This window comes from Nocardia sp. NBC_00881, assembly GCF_045207455.1.
Classification (GTDB): Bacteria; Actinomycetota; Actinomycetes; order Mycobacteriales; family Mycobacteriaceae; genus Nocardia.
On the sequence record NZ_CP108798.1, the window covers coordinates 8,389,980 to 8,416,270 of the forward strand.

A 26,291-nucleotide genomic window follows, 5' to 3' on the forward strand; every position below is an offset into this window, starting at 1 on the left:
TCAGGCAGCCACGGCGGAGACGAGCTTGCGTAGCTCGCCGTCCGGGTCGGCGACGTCGACAACGAGCCGGGTGACTTCCGCGTTCGCCAGGTCGACCCGGATCGCGCGACCGTCGAAGCGGGTGTCCCAGAACTCCTTGCGGCCCTTGCCGCGGAACGTGCCCGCTGCGATCACGCCGGGGAAGAACGTGCCGGGCGCACGCATCCACGGCGGGCGGCGGTCCACCCCGGCTTTGCCGAGTGCAATGATGTCGGACAGATCGAAGGTCAGCTGATCGCGCAGCGCGAGTAGCTGATGCGCACCAACCACGTGGACCGTCACTGTCGTTCCCGTGACCTCGAACTCGACCATCGGGCACCTCACTTCATCGAGAACTCGTACACCATCAAGGATGCGGAACGGTCCTGGTCAAAGCCTGTGCCGTTCTTATGAGTTCTCTCAGTTTCGGAACATTTCGTTACGCCGGCATTTTGATACTTTGTTACGTTGATATGCGCATCGAAACATACGTCGCCGATTACGAGATGACGGTGGATCGGATCGGCGGCTGCCGCGGTACCGGGATTCGCCAAGCGCGTCGGGAAGGTCAGCGCAGCGACGTTCCGGTGCCCCGAGCGTGGTCGGCGATGTCGAGGACCCCGGCCAGCCAGGGGGTGTAGGCGTCTGGATCGCTGGCCAGCGCGTCGCGCAGCGCGTCCAGCTGGACCCACGCGTAGTCGGCGACCTCGTCCGGGTCGGGCCGTGGTGTGCCGACGTCCAGCTGTCCGATCAGCACGTGGTCCCATTCGAACTCGACGCGCCTGGTGCGCAGGTCCTCGGCGCGGTAGCGGTAGATCCCCGCCTCGGTGAGCACGGCGGTCAGACCCAGCTCCTCGGAAAGTCGCCGCGCCGCTGCTGTGGCGACCGGCTCGCCCGGAGCGGGGTGGCCGCAGCAGGTGTTGGCCCAAAGCGAGGGGAACCGGGTCTTCGCCGCCGCACGCTGCTGCAACAGCACCCGGCCCGCCGTGTCGAACAGCAGCACGGAGAATGCACGGTGCAACCGTCCCGGCGCCTGATGGGCTTCGGCGACGGGGCACGCGCCGACGGCGTGCCCCGTCTCGTCGACGAGCTCGATGAGCAGGGCTTCGCGGTCGATGATCGGCTGGGCGATGCTGTCGGTCACCCGCCCACCCTATCGGCGGCGATCAGCAGATATTGGAAGCTACCCTCCTGGTACGCGGTCAGGAACCGCTTCTCGACTCCCGTCGCGAGCTCGGATTTCGTGCGCAGTTCCCAGTACGGGATGGTGGCAGCGGTGAGGTCGGTCACTTCGACCGGCACCAGGTGATTGTCGGCCAAGGCGCGGAAGTACTCGCTGCGTGGATGGATCATGCAGCCGTAGTGCGCGTCGATCCAGCTGACCGAGGATGAGCGACCTCCGGTCACGTCGTTGGAGCAGCCGGTGATGCACACGTAGCGCCCTCCAGGCTCTAGGAGCCGGGCGAACTCGCGAAACAGGTCGAACAAGTCCACGTACATCGTGGTCTCGTTGGTCCAGATGCCGCGCATGGATGCGGGCTCGAATCCGGTCTCCAGCATGTTGCGGAAGTGGAACCGCACCTTGTCCGCCACTCCACGGTGCGAGGCTTGGCCGTTGGCGAAGCCGACCTGGTACTCGGATATGGTCACGCCGTCCACCTGGCAGCCGAATCGTTGGTTGGCCATGAAGCTGGTGCCTCCACGACCGGACCCGCCGTCCATCAGCCGATCGCCGGCGCGGACGTCGCCGAGGTGGTCGAGCAGGAAGTCCGCCTGGGCGTTTTCCAGCCGGTGCAGCTCCTTGACGATGCGGTCCTGGCGGGTGTCCTCCGGTCCGGTCAGTACGGACAGGTCGGGGTCGCCGATACCGTAGTGGTGGTGGTAGAGGCCGTCGACCTCGCCGAGCTTGGTGTTGACCCGGTCGTCGTTCGGGTTGTCATTCCAGTACGCGGCCACGGACTTCTGGTAGCTGGTGCGCAGAACAGGACCCGTAGCCGGGTTGAGAATGGTCATGCGTGATCATCCTTACTCGTCGCGGTGCTGCTTATTTCACTTCGTTGTAGCGTTTGCTGTCGGCGTGCCAGGCTCGGTTGCCGCCCATCCAGGCCCACAGGCCCGCGAGGAAGCGGCGTAGTTCCGCCGATCCCGCCGCGGCCAGGGGGGCTGCCTCGCGTTCGAACCGGTGCACCAGTTCGTCGTGCACATCGGCGGTGCGCAGCACAGCTTCGCGCCGCGAGCAGCGCTCCTCGGCGGCGAGGACCGTCGGCAAATTGAATTCTCTGCCGTCCGAAAGGTCTTCGCGTGCCATGGAATACAGGTCGTTCACCATCTGGCTGGCCAGTGCGGCCGTGGTGACAACTCGCCGGACCGCCGGATCGGTGTACTCCGCGGCTCGCAGCTCGTAGCCACCAACCACGTCGATCGGGGCCATGCACGGCAGGAAGCTGTGTGGCTGCCGATTGGTGAGGTACTCCCATACGGGCGGCATCCGTCCCGCCGAGCGCCAACCCGCTTCCGCGCGGCGAGCGCGATGAACCAGCCCGCGATCTCGGTGCGCAGCCGGGCGAGCTGCGCCGGGCTGGCGTAACGGCCCAGGTGCTCGAAGGACGTGCGGAACGCCCGCAAGATCGGGTCGGCGTCGAGGGCCGCTTCCAGCTGGGCGACATACCGCGCAGGCAGGTGGACCGGATCGATGGCGGCGGCGGCCAATTCGAGTCGGGGTCCCAACTCTGCCTCGGCGCTGGACCGAGTGCCGTCCGGCGCCGAGTCGTCGGCGTCCTCCTCGCAGTAGTAGTCGTCCACGGACCATTCCGAGACCGCGCAGTTCGCCGCTGCCAACAGCCGGTCCGGGTCGTCGCAGTCGGGATGCGCGAGCATGATCAGCCGCCCGAAATCGGCGGCACGTAGTTCCTCGAGTCGCCCCTCGTAGAGCCCGATGTCGCCGGCCCAAGCGAGGATTCCATCGTTGACCGCCGCGGCGAGCGCGGGATCGTCGCGCAACGGCGGCGGACAGTACAGCGGTGGAATCGGGGTCTCCCGGCGAGCGCTGTTCGCCGAGGCGGTTCCCAGTCCGGTCGGCCCCGGCGGAGTACGCGTAGCTCGGTGCGTCGTATACCCACCGGGCCCTTCGGGTTTCGCGGGGATCAGGTCGGTAACCCGCTGTGCCCCAGCCACCTCAGTAGATGTCGCTGGTGAAGCGGCCGCCGGTGCGCGACCTGCGGTGGACGGCGCATGTCCGACTTGCGGGGCTGCCGCCGCGTCACGCGTTACCGTGGCCGCGTTGTTGGGCAGTGGCGCGGCGCGCCTAGGGGACGGGAGCAACAACGCGGCAGCACCGAGACCGGACGGACCGAGCAGCGTACGCGGTACGGCGCTCGCCTGCTCGGCTTCTCGCGGGTCGACCGGCGAGACAAGCATCTCCGTGGAGAACAGCCGCCGTGGAGCGGCGGTCCGAGTGTTGGTCAGGAGCGCGGCGACGATGGCGGCCACCTCATGGGTGGCCTGCGTCGCCGCGGCGCGGGAGAGCACCGACATCCCTCATCCCCCTCGGTCAGACCGCTTGCCGGGCGACCAGGACGTTGTCGAGCACCCCGAGCGCGTCCGGCACCAGCACTGCCGCCGAGTAGTAGCAGCTGACCAGGTAGGAGATGATCGATTGGTCGTCGATGCCCTTGAAACGCACGTTGAGGCTGGGCTCGTACTCGTCCGGAATACCAGTTTGGTGCAGGCCGATTACGCCTTGGTCCTTCTCGCCCGTGCGCATGGCCAAAATCGAGGTGGTGTGGTTGCCACTGACCGGGATCTTGCCGCACGGGAGGATCGGCACGCCGCGCCACGCGGGCACCCGGGATCCGTCCACCTCGACCGGATCCGGGTAGAGCCCGCGCTTGGTGCATTCACGCCCGAAGGCGGCGATCGCTTTCGGATGTGCGAGAAAGAGTTTCGTGCTGCGTCGCATGCTCAGCAGCTCGTCCATGTCGTCGGGCGTAGGCGGGCCGGATTCGGTGTAGATGCGCTGTTTCAGGTCGCAGTTGTGCAGGAGTCCGAAATCCGGGTTGTTGACCAGGTCGTTTTCGCGGCGTTCGTAGAGCGCCTCGATGGTCAGCCGGAGCTGCTGCTCGACCTGGTTCATCGGATCGTTGAACAGATCGGCGACCCTGGTGTGCACACGCAGCACGCTCTGCGCCAGGCTCAGCTCGTACTGGCGGGGGGAGGCGTCGTAATCGACGAACGTGCCTTCGAGCAGCGGCTCGCCGGAGTGACCTGAGGCGATCTCGATATCGGCCTCGCCCTTGGTGTTCTGCGCCCGCGCCGGCGTGGCCGCGACGCGGGACAGTTGCTCCCGCAGCGCCGGGGTGTATTCGAGCATTTCCTGCAGGGCTTGCCGAGGGAGTATCAGCATGGTCGTCTTCGTGACGGTCTTGACCGTGACCGGCCAGATCGCCGACGGGTCGGTGAGCATGGCGTCGCCGAAGTAATCGCCGCCCGCGAGCATACCGAGCATGGTCGGTTCGCCGTATTCCCCCGACCCGATCTTGCTCAGCTTGCCGTGTACGATCAGCATGACCTGATTCATCGGATTGCCGAATTCCGCTATGACGGTGCCGGGTTCGAGATCACGCTGTTCGAAGCGCTGCGCGAGAGCGCGCAACACCTCCTCGTCGTCGAAGTCACGTAATTGCGGAAGTTCCCGCAGTTCCAGAGGAATGACCTTCGCGGTGGAGCCGTCGATGACGAATTCCACCTCACCGTTGCCGACGGTGTGCGACAGGCGGCGGTTCACCCGGTACACACCGCCGCTGACCTGCGTCCATGGCAGCGCACGTGTGAGCCAGCGCGAGCTGATGCCCTGCATCTGCGGTTCGGATTTGGTGGTGTGCGCAAGCAAGCCCGCGGTGGAGGTGCTGAGGCTCTTGCGAATGTTGTTTTCTGTTTGGACTGGCATTTCGATGGTCATGCGTGGTCCTCACCTCGAGATGGTCACCGAGACGATCAATGATGACGTTCGGAGTCGGACTGATTCAGAATCGCCGAAAGTTCAGAGTCAGTGCCTGTTCACAAAATATTCGCAGGCACGCATGTCTGTGCAGCTACTTGCTTCATGAAATTCGATGCCTGGCAAAGTGTTCCGGACGCCATCGATGGTAAGCCGCGAAACCAACTGTGCGCAGAGGAATTTCGAAGTTGCCCCGAAGGCCTGCGGATCGTCACGACACGCGCTCGGTTCCGTAACCCGCGGCAGCATTCCGGTAAATCGCCGAATGCCCTTCTCGTCGCTGCGGATCACCAATCGTCGATCTTCGGGTTCACCTGGACCTATGGACTGCCCATCTGTTCGAACTTTCCGGTTGTCACCGGCTCGGTTGCCGTGCTCACCACGGGCGGAATTCCGCCGGCCGCGGTGCGGCGGACGTTCGAGCCCGGTCGGCAAGAACGACATGGCCAACGGTGCTGAGCATCGACGGCGTGTGCTAAGCCCGCGCGCTGCCGGATCACCACCGCGACCATGAGGACTCACGACGCCGCCCAATGGGTCGCCGGCGAGGCCACGGCGGTCGGCACGCGGTATCTCGAACCCCGGCTTACCCGCAGCTGGAGCATGCGTTGCCACCCCGGGATCCGATCGAGTGCACCGGCAACTCTCGAGTGCATTCCCGCCCGCGTAGCGAGCCGGACGGGAGCCGATGGCGTTCCAGCGCGGACCGGCGTCGGGAATCGCCTCGGTGGGCTACCGGCCGAGCGTGGGCCTCGAGGCCGGGTCCGTGCACGTCTTGGGCGGCTGACCATGGGCTACCTGGCATGGATCGGGTCACAGCGGACACATAATGGACATGCGGTGTGGCAAGCTCGTCTGAACACACCAGGATGTGTGATATAGGTCACTTTCTAGGGTAGGGCCAGGAGCGATCGTGAAGATCAGTGCGAAGGATGTGGTGGGGTCCGTGCAGCGGTTGATGTCGACCGCGCAGAACGGCCTCGAGGTCATCCGCTTCGGCGGCCTGACCAATGACGTGGAGTCGTCTCCGTTCGAGGTAGTGGAGCGCCGACGCATGTACCGGCTGCGCCATTACTTCCCCGACGACACCACTCCCGGCCGTCCCGTCGCCCTGCTCGTTCCTCCGCTCATGGTCAATGCCGACATCTGGGACGTGAATGCCGACGACGGCGCCGTCGGTATTCTGTATCACGGCGGAATCGACTGCTGGGTGGTCGATTTCGGCTCGCCGGCGAGCGAGGAGGGCGGCTGGGAACGCGACCTGGCCGACCACGTGCTCGCGGTCAGCAGCGCCATCGACACCGTCATGGAGGCCACCGGCAGCGGCGTACACCTCTTGGGGTACTCGCAGGGCGGCATGTTTGCCTATCAGACCACCGCCTACCGGTACGGCAAGGGAGTGGACAGCATCGTGACCTTCGGCAGCCCGGTCGACATCGTCGCGGGCATGCCGTTCGGGCTTCCCTACGGAATGGTTTCCGACGTCGCCGACTTCCTGGCCGACCACGTGGTCACGCGGCTGCCGATCACCGACTCCATGGTGCGGATCGGCTTCCAGCTGCTCGACCCGATGAAGACGGCCAAGTCCAGGATCGATTTCCTGCGCCAGCTGCACGACCGCGAGGCGCTGTTGCCGAAGGAGCGGCAGCGCCGCTTCCTCAACAGTGACGGCTGGGTCGGTTACGCGGGCCCGGCCGCGGCGGATCTGCTCAAGCAGTTCGTCGCGCACAACCGGTTGATGCTCGGTGGATTCGTGATCCGCGATCAGCCGATATCGCTGGCCGAACTGAAATGCCCGATCCTGGCGTTCCTCGGTGAGGTCGACGACATCGGCCAACCGGCGGCGGTCCGCGGTATCGTGCGGGCGGCCCCGAACGCGGAGGTGTATGAGGCGACCCTGCCCACCGGGCACTTCGGCCTGGTGGCGGGCAGCATGGCGACCAAACACACGTGGCCGCTGGTGCGGCAGTGGGTCGACTGGATGAGCCGCGACAAGCCGCTGCCGCCGCAGATCGTCCCGATGGCCGAGCACGTGGCGAACAATCGCCCACGTTCGGCGGCCACCCGCGTCGTGCACACCGCCGCGACCCTCGCCGAGGCGAGTGCCGGGGTGGGGAAGGCGCTGGAAGGTATCGCGGGCAACACGCTGCGCGGGTCCATCGAGCTGGCCGGTGAGGCCGCGCGGGCGCTACCCAGACTGGCCCGCCTCGGCATGATCCAGTCGCACACCCGGATCTCGCTCGGGCGGCTGCTCGCCGAGCAGGCGCGCCGGGCGCCGATGAAAGACCTGTTCCTGTTCGACGACCGGGTGCACACCAACGCGGCCGTCAACGTGCGTATCGACAACGTGGTGCGCGGCCTCATCTCGGTCGGCGTTCGCCCCGCGATGCGGATCGGCGTGGTGATGGAGACCCGACCCAGCGCGCTCGCCACGGTCGCGGCGCTGTCCCGGCTCGGCGCGGTGGCGGTGCTGCTCGCCCCGGGCAGCGGACTGGATCGGGCGATCGAGCTCACCGGTGTCGACACTTTGGTGGCCGACCCGGAGAACCTACGGCAGGCCGCCGCGACCAGAGCCCGGGTGCTGGTGCTCGGCGGCGGGGACGCACGGGAGCTGACGATCCCCATCGGCGACCAGGTGATCGATTTGGAACGGATAGATCCCACTCAGGTGCAGCTACCCGCGTGGTACCGGCCGGATCCCGGTCTGGCGCGGGAGCTGGCGTTCGTGCTGGTCACCGGCACCGGCAACCGGCTGGAGGCGAAGTACATCACCAACCACCGTTGGGCGCTGTCGGCGTTCGGCACCGCGACCACCGCCGACCTCGACCAGCGCGACACAGTGTATTGCCTGGCGCCGCTACACCATTCCTCCGGGTTGCTGGTCAGCCTCGGCGGGGCGGTCGCGGGCGGCAGCCGGATCGCGCTGGCCCGTTCGCTCGACCCGGAACGCTTCGCCGAGGAGGTATACCGTTACGGCGTCACCGTAGTGACCTACACCTGGACAATGCTGCGCGACATCCTGGATGCGGAAGTCTTCCCGGCCGGGCACCGCCACCCGATCCGTCTATTCATCGGCTCCGGCATGCCGCCCGGGTTGTGGCGGCGCGCCGTCGAGCAGTTCGACCCTGCCCGGGTGCTCGAGTTCTACGCCTCGATCGAGGGCGACGTGGTGCTCGCCAACGTGGCCGGTGCGAAACGCGGCTGCAAGGGCAGGCCCGTGCCGGGCACCGCGAAGGTAGAACTCGTCGCCTACGACCCGATCTCCGAGCGGATCCTGGTCGACCGGTTCGGCTTCGCCCGGCGCTGCGCGGACAACGAGGTCGGCCTCCTGATCGGCAAGGCATCCGAGGGCGTCGACCTCTCGGCGGGCGGCCTGCGCGGTGTGTTCGCCCCGGGTGATTCGTGGATGCCGACGGAGAACTTGTTCCGCCGCGACAGCGACGGCGACTACTGGCTGATGGACCGCACGGACACGGTGATCCGCACCCGCCGCGGGCCGGTTTTCGGTCAGCCGATCGTCGATGTGCTCAACGACATCACCGCCGTCGACATGGAGGTCGCCTATGGGCTCGGCGTCGGCGACCAGTGCATCGCGGTGGGCGCAGTGACCGTGCGCAAAGGTTTCCGGCTCGAGGCCGAGGACCTCACCGAGGCGCTGCGCGCGCTGGACCCGGACCAGCGTCCCGATCTGGTCCACGTGGTGGAGGAGATCCCGCGCAGCGCGTCCTACCGACCCTCCGCCCGTGCCGTGCAAGACGCCGGTCCGCCGCGGCCAGGGCCTGACACCTGGTGGTACAACCGGGCGTCGGAGGCATACGAGGTCCTCACCGAGGATCAGGCGCGCATACTCGGCGGCTGACATGCCGCGGCACGCCCCGTTGCCGGGGTGGTCGCATCCACCTTGCCGAACTACGGGATTCCCGGACGAATGGGGCATAGTGAGTGCTTGTGAGAACGAGCCTCATCTATCGCAACGGGACCGTCTACGAGGTGCTGATGCGTGCGTTGTACGGCAGGCATTACACGGCTCGGTATCGCGCGATCGCGGAACTCATCCCGGAGGGGGCGAGCGCGATCGATCTGTGTTGTGGGCCCGCCACGCTCTACACCCGCTACTTGCGTCGCAAGTCGGTTGCCTATACGGGGCTCGATCTGAACGAGCGCTTCGTCGCGCGTGTGGTCGAGGCGGGCGGGCGCGGCGAGGTATGGAACCTGCGTTCCGACGACGCACTGCCCCCGGCCGACTACGTGATCATGCAAGCCAGCCTCTACCATTTCCTCCCCGAGCCGCGGCCCGTGATCGATCGGATGCTCGCGGCGGCGACCAAGCAGGTCATCATCGCTGAGCCGGTCCGCAACCTGGCGACGAGCAACAATCCTGTCCTCGCCACCATCGGCAAGCGGTTCACCGACGCGGGCGACGGCGAGCAGGCGCACCGCTTCACCGAGCAGACGCTGGACGAGTTCTTCGCGGAGTACGGACCTCGGGTGGTGCGGCAGTCCCTGATCGCGGGCGGCAGGGAGAAGCTCTACGTGCTCACGGCGTGACGCCGAGATACGGGTCCGTCGCGGCGGACGGACCCGTGCGGTCACACGGTGAACGCGGTGACCGCGTCCACGACACGAGCGATCTGAGCGTCGGTCAGATCGGGCCAGAGCGGCAGCCGCACAACTGTTGCCGAGAATTCCGCGCTGTGCACACACGGCCGAGGCGTGCGGCCGAGTTTGAAGCCCGCCGGGCTGGAATCCAGCGGAACGTAGTGGAACGGCGCCGAGACGCCCTGCGCGGCGAGGTGCGCGATGAGCTGGTCGCGGCGGTGTTCGGTCGGGGTGCGTAAGTAGTAGAGGTGGGCGGTGTGCGCACGGTCCGCGGGTACCGCCATGAGACGCACGTCGTTGCGTCGAGCCCAGTCCGGGAGTGCGTCGGCGTACGCGTCCCACACCCGGTGCCGTCCGGCTTGGATCGTATCGAACTCGTCCAGTTGCGCGTCGAGCACGGCCGCGTTCAGCTCGCTCGGCAGGTAACTGGAGCCGATGTCCTGCCAGGAGTATTTGTCCACGGCTCCGCGCAGGAATCGTGCCCGGTCGGTACCCTTCTCCCGGATGATCTCGGCGCGCGCCATCAGGATCTCGTCGGTGAGCAGCAGCGCGCCGCCCTCGCCGCAGTGCACGTTCTTGGTGTCGTGGAAGCTGAGCGTGCCCATCGTGCCGATGGTTCCCAGCGGATGGCCGCGCCAGGTACCGCCGAGCCCATGCGCGTTGTCCTCCACGACCGCGAAGCCGTGTGCGTTCGCCAGCGCGATCAATTCCGCCATGTCGGCGGCGACGCCACCGTAATGGATGACCACCACGGCCTTCGTCCGCTCGGTGATCACGGCGGCCACCGACTCCGGATCCAGATTTCCGGTCGCCGGATCGATATCGGCGAATACACAGGTGGCGCCGCGTAGCGCCATGGAAGTGGCGGTGGAGGTGAACGCGAAGCTCGGCACGATCACTTCGTCGTCGGGCCCCAATTCCAGCAGCAGGCCCGCCATCTCCAGCGCGGAGGTGCAGGAGGTGGTGAGCAGGGCGTGCGGCGCGCCCGTGATGGCCTTCAGTTTCGCGGTTGCCGAAGCGGTGAACTGCCCGTCGCCGTGGCTGTGGTCGGAGGCCAGCACGGCCTCCAGGTTCGGTAGTTCCTTGCGCGCCCGGAACGGGCGGCTGAAGATGACGCGGTCAGTGCTCAACCCGGTCGGTCCCCTTGCTGGCGGTGGTCGCGGTCGATGCCCGGATATCCGCCGGGCGCGGCGTCGGTGTCTCGACGGTGAGATAGAGCGGTTTACCCACCAGAATGTGCAAAGCGACTCCGAGGTACTCGGCGATGAGTCCGAGCGAGAAGAGCACAGCGCCGGAACACAGCAGCAGCACGACGATGGTCGAGGCCCAGCCCTCGGGTGCCCAATCATCGGTGGTCAGGGCCTCGCACACGACGACAGCGGCCATCACGCCGCCGGCGAGAGCCAGCGTGACGCCGAGCAGGCTGACCAGCCGCAGGCCGCGAGTTCCGCTGCACAGCACCATCTTCCAGAAGAGCGAGAACAGCCGGCGATAGTTGTAGCCGGATTCCTCGCGGCCCTCGCTGCGTAGCACGACCGGTGCCTGCGCGACCGCGCCGACCACCCAGGTCAGCGCGACGTCGAGGTACACGCCGTTGGAGGCGACCTCGGCGAGCTGTCGGCCGATGTCCCCGCGAATCAGCCGGTAACTTTCGAACCGGGTGGAATCCGGGAAAGCAAACAGCGTCGCCAGCACCACCTTGGCCCCGCGCGAGGTCAGATTGCGCAGGAATCCGTGCGGCCTGGTGTTGGTCGGCTTGGAATACACCAGGTCGGCACGCTGGGTCAGCGCCGTGTCCAGGAAGTCTGCGATGAAGTGTGGGTCGTGCTGACCGTCCTCGTCCATGGTGACGATCCAATCGCCGCCCGCTGCCGACATCCCCGCGATCGTCGCCGCATCCTGGCCGAAGTTTCGACTGAGCCAGACGGTGCGCACCTCGGCGTAGGTCTGATCCAGTTCCTGCAGCACCATGTCGGAACGGTCGGGGCCGTGGTCGTGCACCAGGATGATCTCGGTGACGGTGAACGTGATGCCGCCGGGAGTTTCGGTGCGGCGCGTCAGGCCGTGTAGCTCGGCGACCAGTCCGGCGATCGTTTCCTCGCCCCGGTACACCGGTACGACCACCGACACCGTGTGCGGCCGGTCCATGCCGGGCCGAGCTGGATCGCCGTTCGTCGCGGGGGCGCCGGAACGGGGTCTGCGGACGGGGGGAATCGGCATCAGCTGGATCGACTTTCGATGACGGTGCGTACCGGTACTCGCTGCAAGACAGCAGGGCCCGAACCGTTGTGGACTCTAGCACGGTGCGGTTTCGGGTTACCGGAGCAGCTGATCACCCCCTAATCATGGTGGCGTCGGCGACCGATGCCAAGCGAGGAGCCGGCCTGTAGGGTTGGGAACTCGTGACGGACAGTGCAGTGCTCGACTCGCGGCAGGACAGTTATTCGCGGCGAGATGTCTATCGGTGGGGGGTCATCACCGCGCTCGGAGTGGTCGCGGGTTATGTCGCTGTTTTGCTCGCCAACATCCGGCATTTCTTTACCGACGACACCGAATCCCAGTACACCTCGCTGTGGGTGGGGCTGGGCCGCGCGCTGCGCGAGGGCAACTTTCCAGTGATGGTGCCCGAGCAGTGGATGTCGGGCAACAACACGATGGACGACGCCGGCCTGTTCAACCCGCCGCAGCTGCTGATCGATCTGATCGCGCCTTCGGTGGACAATGTCGCCCTGTACGCCACCGTCGTGAAGTTGATCTTCTCGATCATCGCCGCGCTGGGCGTGTACCGCATCTGCCTCGTCTATGGTGGGCGGCCGTCGTGGTCGGCGGCGGCGGGCATCGCGCTGCCGATGTCGGGCTTCTTCCTGTTCTTCGACGAAGCCAGCTGGATGACCGCGCTTACCGGCACCGCGTGGATGGTGCACGCGTGGGCCGCATCGGTGCGTTACATGCGCGGTCCCGTCGCTCCCGCCGAACCCGGAGGCGGTAGCTGGCGTAACCACGTAGGGCCCCGCGGACGCCGCATCGAATACGGCGGGCCGATCCCGGTATTCGTCTACCTGTATCTGACCATTTCGACGCAGTACATCTTCCCGGCAGTCGAGGCGATATTGATGCTGCTGGCGGTGGCTGTGGGTGAGCTTGTGTACCAGCGCAAGTGGCAGCCGGTGGTTCGGCTGACCGTCGTGGCGGGGTGTGCCGGGCTCGCGGGTCTGCTGACCTTCCTGCCTTCGATGCTCTCGGCGAAGGTGACTTGGCGCGGCACCTCTCAGATCAACAACGACCAGTTCCTCACGGTGCCGTGGTCGGAGTCGCTGAACGCCAGCCTGCCCAGCTCGCTACCCGCGTTCAGTTCGTGGTGGGGCTATGTTCAGCCGCTTCCGGTCACCTATGTCGCCTGGTTCCTGATTCCGGCGCTGGCGTTCATCGACTGGCGCCGCGCACGGGAGTCCTGGCGCGAACTCAGCGCGGTCGCGATATTCGCGATCATGATGCTGATGTGGACCGCGGGCCCGGGTTCGATCGGGCCGCTGCGCTGGCCCGCTCGAGTACTTCCGATGCTGGCTATCGGTCTGCTCGTGCTGGTGTGCGTGCTGGTCGGTCGTTACGGCACGGTGGCTGATCCCAAGCGTCGCGGCACGGCGGCGGGTGTGCTGATTCTGCTGCTGTGGGTGCGCTCGTTCTCCGCCGACCCGCACGACGCGGTCCTGCACGTAATCGCGGCGCTAGCGCTCGCCGGGTTGGTGGCCGGGGCGGTGTGGCTGGGGCGTACCAGGGGTACGGCGGCGGCCTGCGTACTGGCCATCGTCGCGATGTTCCCGATCGCGTACTTCCAGGTCAGTGCCGCGCAACCTACCCCGATGGCGTGGAATCTGCCCGCCCAGCGTTCGGAGGCGAAGGCGGCCTTCCCTGATTTCGCGGGCACCACCATCCAGCTGGGTGACCGTGGTCTGTTGCAGCCGCAGGACAAGAGCGTCGAAGGCGCCTATGGATCGCTCGTCTTCGGCAACTACGCCAGGGGAGTCGAACTCGACTACGTCAATGGCTACACCCCCAGCGGCCACTTCTATTTCGGCGAGATGCTGTGCATGCGCTGGGACGGTAGCGTCTGCCCGGACGCCTACCGGCGGATGTTCGCGCCGGAGCCGACCACCGGGCGGCCTCTCGTCGATCTGATGAAACTGGACCGAGTGGTGCTGCAACGGGCGCTGTTCCCGGAGGCACCGAACCAACCCGTCCCCGAAGGCTGGAAATGGGTGGACTATCCCGGTCATGAGCGCTACATCGCGGTGCTGGAACGAGTGGCCGGTCCGATCTCGACGACGAACGGCCGCGTCGCGGACGCCGACGACGTGACCGCGACCTCGATCTCCGAAACCGACACCACCAGCCGGGTACGGGTGTCCTCGGCCGAGGGCGGTCGTGTCGTGTTCTCCCGGCTCGGCTGGCCTGGGTACCGAGTCACCTTGAACGGCAAATCTATTCCGATTACAACAGTCGCCAAGTCCTTCGTCGCCGTCCAGGTGCCAGCGGGCACCCAGAACGCCGAACTGGTCCTGACCTGGCGTCCGCCGGGCTGGAAGATCGGCATCGCGACCGCGGTAGCGGGCGTGCTCGGCATCGGCATCCTGCAGTGGCTCTACGTGCGGTCCCGGCGGCGTGCGGAGCCGGAGCAGACCGATGATCCGGTGACCGGCGAGCCGGACCGCGAGCTGGCGGACGTCGTGTCATGAGGGCGAACGCACGCTCCGGCGACGCACCAGCCGCCGCGAACCCGACGGCGACCGGTGCGTTGCCGGTGGGACCGTTGCTGCGGGTCGTGCGCAGGCAGGAGGTTGCTTTTGCGCTGATCGGCGGGTGCAACACGGTGCTCGGTATCACCCTGACTGTGGCGTGGCTGGCGGTGCTGGGTGACGCGTGGCCGCCCGCCGTCGCGGTGGTGCTGGCCTACGGTATGGGCATCGTCGTGGCTTTCGTTCTGCACCGGACCCTGGTGTTCCGGGTGCGTGGCCGTTTGGTACGCGATTTCGCCGGCTTCGTCGTAGTGAATTCCGGTGGGCTGCTGATGAATACGGTGCTGCTGTCGCTGGCTGTCTCGGCGCTACACCTGCCGCGGATTCCGTCGGCGGTCGTGGTGATGGGCCTGGTCGCGGTCGCCAGTTTCTTCGGCCATCGGTACATTTCGTTCCGCCGACCGGAGGTCCAGTCCCCAGGCACGATCGGATAGGTTCCCGGTCATCACCGATGTCGCCGAGCCCACGGCGACAACGCATTGCGTCTTCGGACGGTGTCATCGCACTGGCTTGCCCGGATAGCACCGGCTTGCCTGTAGGGTCTGTGACTCGTGGTGGAAAGTAGAACCGTTGCTTCGCGAGACGTCTACATATGGGGAATCATTACCGCGCTCGGGGTTGTCGCGGGGTACGTTGCGGTTCTATTCGCCAACATTCGGCATTTCTACACCGATGACACGGAATCGCAGTACGCGCCGCTGTGGGTGATGCTCGGCAGACAACTGCGTGCGGGGCAGTTCCCCGTGATGGTTCCCGAGCACTGGATGGCGGGAAACTACACCATCGAAGAGGCAGGTCTGCTCAATCCACCGCAGCTGCTGATCGATCTGATCGCGCCCTCGGTCGGTAACCTCGCGCTGTATGCCACCGTGGTGAAGCTGATATTCGCCATCATCCTCGGACTCGGCGTCTACCGGATCTGCCTGGCTTACGGTGCGAAGGCGCCATGGGCGGCGGTGGCCGGTACAGCCATCCCGTTCACCGGATGGCTGTTGTTCTTCGACGAAGCCAGCTGGATGACCGCGTTCACCGGCACCGCGTGGCTGGTGCACGCGTGGGCCTCCGGGGTGCGGTACGCGCGTGGACCCGGCGGGAGCGAGGGGCCCGGAGGCGGCAGCTTGCGTAACCACGTAGGGCTGCGCGGACGCCGCATCGAACACAGCGGGCCGATTCCGACGTTCGTCTTCCTCTACCTGGCTATCTCGGTGCAGTACATTTTCCCGGCGGTCGAGGCCGGCCTGATGATCGGCGCCGTGGCGGTCGGTGAACTCGTCTACCAGAAGAAGTGGCGGCCGTCGCTGCGCCTGCTCCTGGTGGCGGTCTGTGCCGCGCTGGCCGGTCTGATGACCTACCTGCCGAGCATGATGTCGGCGAAGGTGACCTGGCGAGGCACGGCGCAGATCAACAACGATCAGTTCCTCACCGTGCCGTGGTCGGAATCGCTCAACGCGAGCCTTCCCAGTACGCTGCCAGCGTTCAACTCCTGGTGGGGCTACGTGCAGCCGATGCCGGTGGTCTACATCGCCTGGTTCCTGATTCCGGCGCTTGCCTTCGTCGACTGGAGTAAGGCGCTCGATTCGGCGCGTGAGTTCACCGCGCCCGCGCTGTTTACGGTGATGGCGCTGATGTGGACTGCGGGGCCCGGCACGATCGGACCCCTGCGCTGGCCTGTTCGGGTGCTGCCGATGGTGGCGCTGGGCCTGCTGGTGCTGGTGTGTGTGCTGCTCGGTCGGTTCGCGACATTCGACGGATGGCGGCGGCGCGGGGTCGCCGCCGCGGTGCTGATCGGTCTGCTGTGGGCGCGATCGTTCTCGGCGGCTCCGCGCGAGGTGGTGTGGCACATCGTCGCGGCATTGGCGGTGGCGGCGCTCGGCGCCGCGGTGGTGTGGATCGGTCGCAGCCGCGGCACGGTCGCGGCCTGTGCGCTGGTGATCGTTTCGACCTTCCCGATCGCGTTTCTACAGGTGTGGGCTGCCCAGCCGACGCCGATGGGCTGGAACCTGCCGGAGAACCGGTCGGAGATGAAGGCCGCCTTCCCCGATTTTCCTGGCACCACGCTGCAACTCGGCGACCGTATGCTCATCCAGCCGGATGAGCGGAAGCTCTCCGGAGCATACGGGTCGCTGGTGTTCGGCAACTACGCCAAGGACCTCGAGCTGACTTACGTCAGCGGGTACACGCCGAACGGGCACTATTGGTTCGGCGAAATGCTCTGCATGCGCTGGGACACCAGCGTCTGCCCCGACGCCTACCGTCGGGCCTTCGCGGCCGAGCCGACCACCGGCGAGACCGTCGTCGACCTGATGAAGGTCGACCGTGTCGTGCTGCAGCGTGCCCTGTACCCGGACGCACGCGACCAGTCCGCGCCGCCCGGTTGGAAGTGGGTCGACTACCCGGGGCACGAGAAGTACATCGTGGTGCTGGAACGCGAAGGCGGTCTGATTTCCACCCAGAACGGTCGGGTCGCCGCCGTGCACGGTGGTACCGCTACCTCGGTCGCGGAATCGGATACGACGAGCCGGGTGCGGGTGAGTTCGGTCGATGGTGGACGGGTCGTGTTCGCGCGGCTCGGCTGGCCGGGCTATCACGTGACCCTCGACGGCCATGACATTCCCTTCGCGGTGGTCGCGAAAACTTTTGTCGCCGTTGATATTCCGGCGGGGACGACGTCCGGTGACCTGGTGCTGACCTGGCGGCCGCCCGGCTGGCAGATCGGCGGCGCGGCGGCGCTGCTCGGGCTGCTCGGCGTCGGCGTGCTGGAATGGGCATATCTGCGCGGCAGGCGACGCACGGACGAGTCGGCGGAACAGACCGAGGAGCCGACGCCGCAGGACACCGATACCCGGGAACCCGGTGAACCCGATCTGGCGGACGCCATCCGATGAGCGCGGCGGACCCGGTCGGCGCGCGCAGGGTGGACGCGCGGCGCCCGGATGCCACGGATGAGACAGCGCCGATCGTTGTCTCCGCCTTGGATTCGTCGCGATCGGCGGATCCGGAGCCCGGCCGCGCCGCCCTGACCGGGCCGGCTGCCGCCGATCCGGGGCCGCTCTTGCGAGTGGTGCGACGACAGGAGATCGCCTTCGCCATGGTGGGTGTGGTGAACACCGCCCTCGGCATGGTGCTGACCGTGATGTGGCTAGCGGTCCTCGGCGACCGGGTACCCGCCGCCGTCGCGCCCCCCGCGGCCTACAGCATCAGCGTGGTCGTCGCGTTCGTCCTGCACCGCACCTTGGTGTTCCGGGTGCGCGGGCACCTGGCGCGTGACTTCGGCGCTTTCGTCGCCGTGAATTCCGGTGGGCTGCTACTGAACATGGTGCTGCTCCAGCTGGCCGTGTCGGTCCTGCACCTGCCGCGCATTACGGCGGCGGTCGTGGTGATGGCGCTGGTCGCGGCCGCGAGCTTCTTCGGGCACCGGCACATCTCGTTTCGCCGCGCGCCCGCGGCCGACGTGGACAGTTCCCGGTCGGATGTGCACGGGAGGTAGGTTCACCCTATGCCTGAGCACACCACTTTGGACGCCACACTGCTGAGTCTGCTGGCCTGCCCGCAGGACAAGGGCCCACTACATCTGGTCCGTGCCGCCGACGGCAGCACGCTGCTCTACAACCCGCGCCTGCGCCGCGCATACCCCGTCGAGAACGGTATCCCGGTGCTGCTCATCGACGAAGCAAGGGACGTGACCGACGCCGAACACGAAGCGTTCACCGCTGCGCAGGCCGACACCTGACCTCTGCTCGAGGAGTCTGCTGGTCGATCGCAGCTTGCCGTTACCCGCCTGTCCACCTTGTTGCGCCGTGACTCGCTTGCCGCCATTGCGGGCGAAAACGGCGCTCGGCAACGGATCCGTCACGTTCGAGTGCGGCCATTGACCGGGCGAAGCGGGGTCCGCCATGATCATTTACACCTCGAGAAGGTCTGGACGCTCCAGTGCAGGGGCGTCCGACCAGCCTGGTGAGCGAGGCAGGCGGCGGAAGGGTAGAGAGGTCAGGAGCGTAATGAGCAGCTTGCGTTTACGTAACTGGACAGCCCGATGTGCGATTGTCTTCGGTGTCGCGTCAGTGGGATTCGCCATGGCGGTGCCCGCGCAGGCCGAGCCGCTCTGGCCGGGCGGTCCGGACATTCCCGGTCTCCCTGCGCTGATTCCGCCCCCACCGCCCACGGCGCCCTGTTCCACGGCCGCCCGGGCCTGTATGCGGCTGTCGACCGACGACGCTTGGCTGATGGACGAGGGCCGGGTGGTCTATGGTCCGACCCCGATTTCCCACGGGATGCCGGGATACGAGACGCCGCCCGGTGTCTTCCGCGTTTCGTTCAAGCGTGAGTTCCACTGGAGCACGATGCACAACGCTCCGATGCCGTATGCCGTCTTCTTCAACGGCGACATTGCTTTTCATGTGGGACCGATCGAGAAGAAGTCGCATGGTTGCGTCCGGATGCTCCACGAGGGTGCCAAGGCGTTCTACGAGTATCTGAATCCCGGTGACATTGTCGAAGTCGTGGAGTGACCGGTCCGCCGCGACTGTGCCGGCCCGACCGCGCGGTAATCATGACGGTTTCTGCCCGATGCCGCCGGTGAGATAGCGCTGGAGCGTGGGGCCCACCGCTGCGACCAAGTCGGAGGCAGGCATGGACGCCATCGGCTCGACGGCGATGATCTTGCGGGCCACCAGGACGCCGATCATCTGCGACCCCACCAACGCGACCCGGGCGCGACCGTCGTCGTCCGCGGTGGCGATGCGCTGCCTGACTCGCTCCAACACGACTTCGAGAATGAACGTCCTGGCCAGCGCCGGGTCGTCATTGCCTGCCAGGATGCTGCGCACCACCGCGACGATCCCGGGACCCGCCGGGGAGTCCCATACGGCGACCACCGCCCGAATGATGTTCTCGCCCAACTCCTCCAGTGGCACCGAGTCGATGATCCGCAACGTCGTGTCCGGGTCGACCGGAAGTTTCACCACTGCGGCGAAGAGCCCTTGTTTGGTGCCGAAGTAGTGATGCACCAGGGCAGGATCGACACCGGCATCGGTGGCGATCGCACGGACCGAGGTCTTGTCGAAACCGGCGTCGGAGAAGCGGGTACGGGCGGCCGCGAGGATCGCCGCGCGAGCGCCCGACTGTCCTGGTCTGCGACCGGTTCGGGTGGCACGGTCGGCGCCGTCGGATCCCTTGCCTGTCGTCACGCCGTCCGCCGTCTTAGCGTCGCCGCGCCGAGGCAGAGGGCGACGATGGTGAACCCGACGACAATGGCCAGGTCGCGCCACATCTCGATGGTCGCCTCCGGGTGCGATGAAACCTGTTGCAGCGCATCGACCGCATAGCTCAACGGCATCACGTTGCTGATCGCCTCCAGCCAATCAGGCAGCTGGCCGCGCGGAACAAGCAAGCCGCACAAAAAGATCTGCGGCGCCACCACGACCGGCATGAACTGTACGGCCTGGAATTCAGTGCGCGCGAAGGCACTTGCCAGCAGACCGAGGGCAACGCCGCACACCGCGTCGACCACCGCGATCAGCACGACCCAGCCGGGACTGCCCGCCGAGTCGAGCCCGAGTAGGCCGAACGAGACCAGACAGGCGACGGCCGCCTGCGCGGCCGCGGCCAGTGAGAACGCGGTACCGTACCCGGCGAGCAGATCGAGCTTCGACAACGGCGTGGACAGCAGCCGCTCCAGCGTGCCCGAGGTGCGTTCGCGCTGCATGGCGATCGCGGTGATCAGAAACATCACGATGAACGGCAGGATGCCGAGCATGGCGATGCCGACCCGGTCGAAGAGCGAGACCGGGTTCAGCGGGCTGGTCGGGGTGTCCTTGTAGATGAAGTACAGCAGCGACATCAGCAGCGCGGGGACCACCAGGATCATGGCGACGGTGCGGTGGTCGTTGCGCAGCTGGCGCAGGATGCGGCCGGTGGTCGCGGCGTAGGGTCGCAGCGTCGGTATGCGCCGCGTCGCGGGTTCGAGGATGGCGGTCATACGTTCTGTCCCATCGTGATCAGGGTGAGGAAGGCGGTCTCCAGGTTCTGTTCGCCGGTCTCCGCGCGGAGCTCATCGGGGCTGAGCTGGGCGAGCAGGTGCCCGTCGCGCATCAGCAGCAGTCGGTCGCAGTGTTCGGCCTCGTCCATGACGTGGCTGGACACCAGCAATGTCGTTCCACCCGCGGCCAATTCGCGGAATTGCTTCCAGAGGTCCACGCGCAGAACCGGATCCAGGCCGACCGTCGGTTCGTCCAGGATCAGCAGCTCGGGTTGGGCGACCAGGGCGCAGGCAAGCGAGGCCCGGGTTTTCTGGCCGCCGGAAAGTTCGTCGCCGCGCTGGTGGGCGTGCGTGTTCAGACCGACCGCCACGATGGCTTCGTCGACGGCGTCGCGGTCGCGGCCGTAGAGCGCGCCGAAGTACGCGACGTTCTCGCGCACACTGATGTCGGAGTAGATGCTCGGCGCTTGGGTGACATAGCCGATCCGGTGGCGTAATTCCGCCGAGCCCGCCGGGCGGCCGAGCGCGGAGATATCGCCGGATTCGACGATCTGGGTGCCGACGATGCTGCGCATCAGCGTGGTCTTGCCGCAGCCGGATGGGCCGAGCAGTCCGGTGATCGAGCCGCGCGGGATGGTCAGTGACACGTCGTGCAGGACTTCGCGTCCGCCGCGGGAGACCCGCAGGTTCCGGATGTCGACAGCCGGGGATGGCATTGGTTGCGACATGGTCGCCTCAATTCATCGAGTGTTGAATTCACTGTGTGGTGAATTTAGCGCGAGCGCGACGAAACGGCAAGCGTCGATCGCGTGTCGTCCCCGGAAATCAGTGGCCGTGGTGGGTGGGTGGCGTCCCCGCCGTCGCGCCCGGCTCGACGACCACGAACTGGCCCATCATTCCCTGGTCCTCGTGCCACAGCAGATGGCAGTGATACATGTACGGCCAGTTCGGATCGGCCGGGCCGTCGAATCGCATGGCCATCCGCACGGTGCCGTCGGGTGGCAGGAAGACGGTGTCCTTCGGGCCGCTCAGCGCGTCGGGCGGTGCGCCGCCGTCCACCGTGAGCACCATGAACTGGACATCGTGGACATGGAAGTTGTGCGGCATGCCGTCGTTGTTGTGCACCACCCAGGTCTCCGCGGTGCCACGGGTGACGGTGAAATCGATGCGGTTCATCGCCATCGGCGCGCCGTTGATTCCGGCGAGATTCGCCTCGAAGTGCCGTTCCCGCACCGAATCGGTACCGTCCGGCGCGCCGGGGCTCGCCAGCGTTGCGGCGAGGTCCGGTGACGGCCGCAGCGTGTCGGCCGCGCGCAGCTCGAGGACGTCGAATGTGTCGTCGCCTCCGGAGAATCGCTGTGTCCAGAAGCCGAGTCCGGCCTCGAGTTCATTGCTGCGCAACACTATTCGCTCGCCGGGCCGCACCCGCACCACGATCTCGGCCCGCTCGCCGGGGGAGAGCCGCAGCCGATTCAGAGCGACGGGATGCTCCACCAGGCCGCCGTCGGTGGCGACGAGCGAGAACGGGCGCGTGTCGGAGAATCCGAAGGTGTAGGTCCGCGCGGTCGAGGCGTTGAGCAGGCGCAGGCGGACGAGTTCGTCGTTGATCTGGTGGTACGGCGTCAGCGTCCCGTTGACCATCGTCCGATCGCCGAGGAATCCGACGTCCCGGAAGATCGCGTAGGAGGAATCGAGCGCCGCGCCGTCGAATTTCACATCCTGGACGATCACCGGCAAGTCATCCACGCCGTAGGTGTCGGGGAGGGCGAGGGATGCGGACACGTCGTCATCGAGCAGGAACATGCCGGCCAGCCCCCGCCTGACGTGCGTTTCGGTCGTGCCATGCGGATGTGGGTGGTACCACAGCGTCGCTGCGGGTTGATCTACGGTCCAGCTCGGCGTCCAGGTGGCGCCGGGCTGCACCGTGTGGTGGGGACCCCCGTCCATCGCAGCGGGCAGGTGCATACCGTGCCAGTGCACGGTGGATGCCTCAGGCAGGTTGTTGCGAACGGCGACCGCCACCTTCTCCCCGCGCCGAGCCCGCAGCGTCGGCCCGAGATAGTCGCCGTTGAATCCCCATGTCTGTGTGTCCTTGCCGAGCAGGAATTCCTTTCGCCCCGCGCGCATGTCGAGTTCGAAAGTGCGGGTCCCGTCGGCTTCCATGCGCGATGGCGCCAGCGGAGGGATAGCGAGTTCGTTGACGAATCGGGTGCTACCGACGGTGGACACGGATGCCTCGACATACACCCAGGTGACGCCGGCGCCGATCATCAGCACCAGCAACGTCACGCCCGCGACGAGGACGACAAGCAACCGCCACCACTTGCGCGGCCGGGAATTCGACGACATGGCATGACGCTAGAAATCGACGGTGCCACAACACATCCGGGAGTGTCCCTATTTCTTCCCCGGTTCACCCCCGATGTCCGCCTCGTGCCAGTCAGGGTTGCCTCGGCGTCGAGGCACGGACTGGCGGGGGAGAAGATCACCCGCGGCTGATCACCACCATCGCCCTCGGCCTGTGCTCGGCCCACGTGCTGTTGTGGGCGTCTTCCGGTGTCGATGACGAGCGTGGCGGGCTCGCGCTGGCGGCGATACCTGACCGGGAATGCTTCCCACCGGCCGTTCTTGCCTATCGTTACTCGATGTATCCGCTGCTGATCGGTATCGTTGTGAGCGGGCCGGGCATTCAGATGAGTGTCACCCACCGGAACGTAGCCGCTTCCGTTGCCACGGCCGCCCTCTCCGGCGGCGTCGCGCTCTTCTTCTTCGGCCAGTTCTTCTTCCGCTCGACGCTTTGGCTGCCGCGGCCCGAGGCCGCCTGTTCGCGGGAGGCTGTGGCTACGACCATCTCGATCGGCATTACCAGCTGCGCTGGGCCCAGGTGGCCGCGCTCGTCGCGGTGGGCTACGTCGCGGTGATCGCCGACGACCTGGTAACGCCGCCGCGAGGGCCAGCACAGCGCGTGGATCTTGTCGCGGTGACAGTGATGCTTAAGCCGACCTGCTCCGGCCACGGCGGGGTCTTCGAGTGGCTGCCGAGATTCCGTTCCAGCTGTCGAGGACAATAGCGGCTGTGTCTGCCGAAGAACTCGCCGTCGAACCGCCCGCCGCCGCCAGGCGTCTGCTCGGGGCCACCTTGTGGTCCGGAGCGGTGGGGGTACGGATCGTCGAGGTCGAGGCGTACGGGGGAGATCCTGCGGGACCGTGGCCGGACCTGGCCTCGCATTCGGGGCGCGGGCGCACCGAGCGCAACGGAGTGATGTTCGGGCCCGCCGGGGTCCTGTATGTGTACCTCAGCTACGGGATGCACACCTGCGTGAACGTGACGAGTGGCCCGAACGGGACGGCCAGTGCCGTGCTGATCCGCTCCGGCGAGGTGATCACCGGACGGGAGACGGTCCAGGCGCGGCGTCCGGCCGCGCGTTCCGATCTCGACTTGGCCCGTGGCCCAGGTAATCTCGGCAGTGCGTTGGGAATCGTTTTGAGCGACTATGGAACTCGGCTGTTCGACCCATCTTCCTCGATCCGGTTGGAGTTGAACCGGCCGGTCGAGTACACCGAGATCGCCAGCGGTCCTCGAGTGGGTGTCAGCACCGCGGCCGATGTGCCATGGCGGTTCTGGCTCTCCGGTTCCAGGGCGGTGTCGGTCTATCGGCGCAGTCCCCGTGCGTCACTGCCTGTCGCGGAGTCGGCGAAACCAGCGGTCGAAGACCCTCGACGCCGCGCGATGAATTCTCGCGAGCACCCTCGTCCTATCAGGTGAACGCGCCTCTACCCGGCGCGACCAACCTGAAGGAAACGCATGACCGCCGTCGCCGCCACCGCTCCCGCCGATCGCTCGGGCAAGGTGCTCAACCGCACCCTGTGGACCCTGCAGGTCTTGCTCGGCCTGTTCTTCATCGTCGCCTCTGGCCTGCCCAAGGTGCTCGGCGAGGCCAACGCCGTGCGGATCTTCAACGAAATCGGATTCGGCGACTGGTTCCGCTACTTCACCGGCGTCGTCGAGATCGCCGGCGGTATCGGCCTGCTGGTGCCCCGGCTGAGTGGGTTTGCCGCGGCGGGCCTTTCGGTCACCGTGGTGCTGGCCGCCGCCACTCAGGCGTTCATTATGGGCGCACCGGGCCTGGCGCCGTTTCCGATGGTGCTGGCGGTGCTGTTCGCCTGGATGGCCTACCAGCGGCGCGACGGCATCGTCGCGCTGCGGGAGATGTTGTTCTGCTGACCACTTCGGCAACCGTGGCGATCGGCGGACTCCGGTCCGCCGATCGACGTGTCGTGCAGCGGGACCGTGCACTCGGCAACCTCTGGGAGACATCGTCTTCACCTGGCAGGGGCGCTCGAGGTCGGCGCGTCCACCGGGTGGTCGATGCGCCGGAGCCGTCGACCTTCCGATCCGGGGTTGTGCGACAGTCCGAACCCGTCCGCGACAATCGCTCGACCTGGGCGGCGTCGCGCAACGGCACCGAGGCGGACACGAGGACACAGACCTTATGCGGAAAGATAGGGCAGCGTGAGCGGCGACATCATCGATGAACTGACCTGGCGCGGACTGATCGCGCAGTCCACCGACCTGGATGCCTTGCGCGCGGCGGTGGCCACCGGTCCGCTGACCCTCTATGCCGGCTTCGATCCCACCGCCGCCAGCCTGCACGCGGGTCATCTGGTGCCGCTGCTCGCGCTGAAGCGATTCCAGCGTGCGGGCCATCGCCCGATCGTGCTGGCCGGTGGCGCCACCGGGCTCATCGGCGATCCGCGTGACATCGGTGAGCGGACCATGAACTCGACCGACACCGTGGCGAACTGGGCTGAGCGGATCCGTTCCCAACTGGAGCGCTTCGTCGATCTGGATGATTCGCCGACCGGCGCCGTCATCGCCGACAACATGGACTGGACCGGCTCGCTCTCGGTCGTCGACTTCCTGCGTGACGTCGGCAAGCACTTCTCGGTGAACGTCATGCTGGCCCGCGACACCATCAAGCGACGCCTCGACGGCGAGGGAATCTCCTACACCGAGTTCAGCTACATGCTCCTGCAGGCCAACGACTATCTGCAGCTGCGCCGCAAGTACGGCTGCAGTCTTCAGGTCGGCGGCTCCGACCAGTGGGGCAACATCATCGCGGGCGTCGAGCTCAACCGTCGCGTCGACGGCGCGCACGTGCACGCGCTGACCGTCCCACTGGTGACCTCGGCCGACGGCAAGAAGTTCGGCAAGTCCACCGGCGGTGGCAGCCTGTGGCTCGACCCGGAGATGACCAGCCCATACGCCTGGTACCAGTACTTCGTGAACACCGCCGATGCCGATGTACTGCGTTACCTGCGCTGGTTTACCTTCCTTTCCCCCGAGGATTTGGACGAGCTCGAGCAGGCGACCGCCGAGCGCCCGCACGCCAGAGAAGCGCAGCACACGCTCGCGGCCGAGATGACGACCCTGGTGCACGGCGAAGCGAACACCCGCGCCGTGCAATTGGCCAGCCGTGCGCTGTTCGGCCGCGGCGAGCTGCGCGACCTCGACGAGCCGACGCTGGGCGCTGCGCTGCGCGAGGCTGCGGTCGACGGCGAGGTCGTGCAGGTCAAGGCGGGCGAAACGAACACCATCGTCGACCTGCTCGTCGCGACCGGTCTCTGCGAGAGCCGCGGCGCCGCCCGGCGTGCCGTGAACGAAGGCGGAGCCTCGGTGAACAACGCCAGAATCTCCGACGTCGAATGGACGCCCGCCGACGCCGACTACCTGCACAGTCGGTGGCTGGTGCTGCGCCGCGGCAAGAAGAACCTCGCAGGAGTTCTGAGGGCGGGCACATGAAGATCGGGTGGCTTGAATCACATCAGTGTGATTCAAGCCTTTCCCGCCCCGGCTGGCGAGTCTCTGACCTGCGGAAACACCGGCATGTTCAGGCGATTTGACGTAG

Annotated in this window: 23 protein-coding genes and 1 pseudogene; 13 read left to right on the forward strand and 11 right to left on the reverse strand. The window is 66.7% G+C overall.

Features of this window, described 5'->3' with window-relative positions:
- The 5 genes from OH799_RS35735 to OH799_RS35755 all read right to left on the reverse strand — a co-directional run bounded on the left by OH799_RS35735 (position 1) and on the right by OH799_RS35755 (position 4,975).
- Positions 1-351, reverse strand: coding sequence for a hypothetical protein (locus OH799_RS35735; RefSeq protein WP_357272974.1), 351 nt, complete (start codon positions 349-351; stop codon positions 1-3).
- A 235-nt stretch (positions 352-586) separates the two neighbouring features.
- On the reverse strand, positions 587-1,162 hold the full coding sequence (idi, locus tag OH799_RS35740) for an isopentenyl-diphosphate Delta-isomerase (RefSeq protein ID WP_406273806.1): 576 nt from the start codon (positions 1,160-1,162) through the stop codon (positions 587-589).
- On the reverse strand, positions 1,159-2,031 hold the full coding sequence (locus OH799_RS35745) for a geranyl diphosphate 2-C-methyltransferase (protein WP_406273809.1): 873 nt from the start codon (positions 2,029-2,031) through the stop codon (positions 1,159-1,161). Before OH799_RS35745 ends, idi begins: the two co-directional genes overlap by 4 nt.
- 31 nt (positions 2,032-2,062) lie before the next feature.
- Positions 2,063-2,827 (reverse strand): terpene synthase family protein, encoded by a 765-nt coding sequence (locus tag OH799_RS35750; protein ID WP_406273812.1) that lies wholly within the window; start codon positions 2,825-2,827, stop codon positions 2,063-2,065.
- 741 nt (positions 2,828-3,568) lie between these two features.
- Entirely contained in the window at positions 3,569-4,975 is a 1,407-nt protein-coding gene (locus OH799_RS35755; RefSeq protein WP_406273815.1) for a family 2B encapsulin nanocompartment shell protein, read from the reverse strand.
- 952 nt (positions 4,976-5,927) lie between these two features.
- Between OH799_RS35755 and OH799_RS35760 the strand changes: the two genes are divergently transcribed.
- Together OH799_RS35760 and OH799_RS35765 are read left to right on the forward strand one after the other, a co-directional pair.
- Positions 5,928-8,873 (forward strand): acyl-CoA synthetase, encoded by a 2,946-nt coding sequence (locus OH799_RS35760; protein WP_406273818.1) that lies wholly within the window; start codon positions 5,928-5,930, stop codon positions 8,871-8,873.
- Between the two features lie 89 nt (positions 8,874-8,962).
- Entirely contained in the window at positions 8,963-9,562 is a 600-nt protein-coding gene (locus tag OH799_RS35765) for a class I SAM-dependent methyltransferase (protein ID WP_406273821.1), read from the forward strand.
- 41 nt (positions 9,563-9,603) lie between these two features.
- Here OH799_RS35765 and rffA read toward each other — a convergent pair whose 3' ends face one another.
- Both rffA and OH799_RS35775 read right to left on the reverse strand, forming a co-directional pair.
- Positions 9,604-10,743 carry a dTDP-4-amino-4,6-dideoxygalactose transaminase gene (gene rffA, locus OH799_RS35770; protein ID WP_406273824.1) on the reverse strand — a complete coding sequence of 380 codons (1,140 nt, stop codon included), beginning with the start codon at positions 10,741-10,743 and terminating at the stop codon, positions 9,604-9,606.
- Complete coding sequence (locus OH799_RS35775; protein ID WP_406273827.1) at positions 10,733-11,833, reverse strand: glycosyltransferase; 1,101 nt, start codon at positions 11,831-11,833, stop codon at positions 10,733-10,735. The genes rffA and OH799_RS35775 overlap by 11 nt, the downstream gene beginning before the upstream one ends.
- A gap of 269 nt (positions 11,834-12,102) precedes the next feature.
- On the opposite strand from OH799_RS35775, the gene OH799_RS35780 reads away from it, so the two are divergent.
- The 6 genes from OH799_RS35780 to OH799_RS35805 all read left to right on the forward strand — a co-directional run bounded on the left by OH799_RS35780 (position 12,103) and on the right by OH799_RS35805 (position 18,914).
- Positions 12,103-14,346 carry a hypothetical protein gene (locus OH799_RS35780; RefSeq protein WP_406282916.1) on the forward strand — a complete coding sequence of 748 codons (2,244 nt, stop codon included), beginning with the start codon at positions 12,103-12,105 and terminating at the stop codon, positions 14,344-14,346.
- On the forward strand, positions 14,343-14,840 hold the full coding sequence (locus OH799_RS35785) for a GtrA family protein (protein ID WP_406273830.1): 498 nt from the start codon (positions 14,343-14,345) through the stop codon (positions 14,838-14,840). Before OH799_RS35780 ends, OH799_RS35785 begins: the two co-directional genes overlap by 4 nt.
- 120 nt (positions 14,841-14,960) lie before the next feature.
- Positions 14,961-17,291 (forward strand): hypothetical protein, encoded by a 2,331-nt coding sequence (locus OH799_RS35790; protein WP_406282918.1) that lies wholly within the window; start codon positions 14,961-14,963, stop codon positions 17,289-17,291.
- Positions 17,288-17,893 (forward strand): GtrA family protein, encoded by a 606-nt coding sequence (locus tag OH799_RS35795; protein WP_406273833.1) that lies wholly within the window; start codon positions 17,288-17,290, stop codon positions 17,891-17,893. Before OH799_RS35790 ends, OH799_RS35795 begins: the two co-directional genes overlap by 4 nt.
- Before the next feature lie 9 nt (positions 17,894-17,902).
- Positions 17,903-18,136 carry a Trm112 family protein gene (locus OH799_RS35800; RefSeq protein WP_406273836.1) on the forward strand — a complete coding sequence of 78 codons (234 nt, stop codon included), beginning with the start codon at positions 17,903-17,905 and terminating at the stop codon, positions 18,134-18,136.
- 268 nt (positions 18,137-18,404) lie between these two features.
- Entirely contained in the window at positions 18,405-18,914 is a 510-nt protein-coding gene (locus tag OH799_RS35805; RefSeq protein ID WP_357272951.1) for a L,D-transpeptidase, read from the forward strand.
- A gap of 39 nt (positions 18,915-18,953) precedes the next feature.
- On the opposite strand, the gene OH799_RS35810 is transcribed toward OH799_RS35805, so the two are convergent.
- From OH799_RS35810 to OH799_RS35825, 4 genes are all read right to left on the reverse strand, one after another.
- Entirely contained in the window at positions 18,954-19,592 is a 639-nt protein-coding gene (locus OH799_RS35810) for a TetR family transcriptional regulator (RefSeq protein WP_406273839.1), read from the reverse strand.
- On the reverse strand, positions 19,589-20,383 hold the full coding sequence (locus tag OH799_RS35815; protein ID WP_406273842.1) for an ABC transporter permease: 795 nt from the start codon (positions 20,381-20,383) through the stop codon (positions 19,589-19,591). Before OH799_RS35815 ends, OH799_RS35810 begins: the two co-directional genes overlap by 4 nt.
- Complete coding sequence (locus tag OH799_RS35820; protein ID WP_406273845.1) at positions 20,380-21,111, reverse strand: ABC transporter ATP-binding protein; 732 nt, start codon at positions 21,109-21,111, stop codon at positions 20,380-20,382. The genes OH799_RS35815 and OH799_RS35820 overlap by 4 nt, the downstream gene beginning before the upstream one ends.
- Before the next feature lie 97 nt (positions 21,112-21,208).
- Positions 21,209-22,732: a multicopper oxidase family protein gene (locus OH799_RS35825; RefSeq protein WP_406273848.1), complete on the reverse strand. Its 1,524-nt coding sequence runs from the start codon at positions 22,730-22,732 to the stop codon at positions 21,209-21,211.
- A gap of 185 nt (positions 22,733-22,917) precedes the next feature.
- Here OH799_RS35825 and OH799_RS35830 point away from each other — a divergent pair.
- The 5 genes and pseudogenes from OH799_RS35830 to tyrS all read left to right on the forward strand — a co-directional run.
- Positions 22,918-23,133, forward strand: a pseudogene (locus tag OH799_RS35830) (low temperature requirement protein A); the annotation flags it as partial.
- 47 nt (positions 23,134-23,180) lie between these two features.
- The gene (locus OH799_RS35835; protein ID WP_406282932.1) at positions 23,181-23,453 is read left to right on the forward strand and encodes a hypothetical protein; all 273 of its coding nucleotides are present in this window, start codon (positions 23,181-23,183) and stop codon (positions 23,451-23,453) included.
- Positions 23,454-23,458: 5 nt separating this feature from the next.
- Complete coding sequence (locus tag OH799_RS35840; RefSeq protein WP_406273851.1) at positions 23,459-24,148, forward strand: DNA-3-methyladenine glycosylase; 690 nt, start codon at positions 23,459-23,461, stop codon at positions 24,146-24,148.
- A 39-nt stretch (positions 24,149-24,187) separates the two neighbouring features.
- A complete protein-coding gene (locus tag OH799_RS35845) occupies positions 24,188-24,607 on the forward strand; it encodes a DoxX family protein (RefSeq protein WP_406273854.1) in 420 nt (139 codons plus the stop codon).
- A 288-nt stretch (positions 24,608-24,895) separates the two neighbouring features.
- Positions 24,896-26,185, forward strand: coding sequence for a tyrosine--tRNA ligase (gene tyrS / locus OH799_RS35850; RefSeq protein WP_406273857.1), 1,290 nt, complete (start codon positions 24,896-24,898; stop codon positions 26,183-26,185).
- The last annotated feature ends 106 nt before the right edge of the window (positions 26,186-26,291 follow it).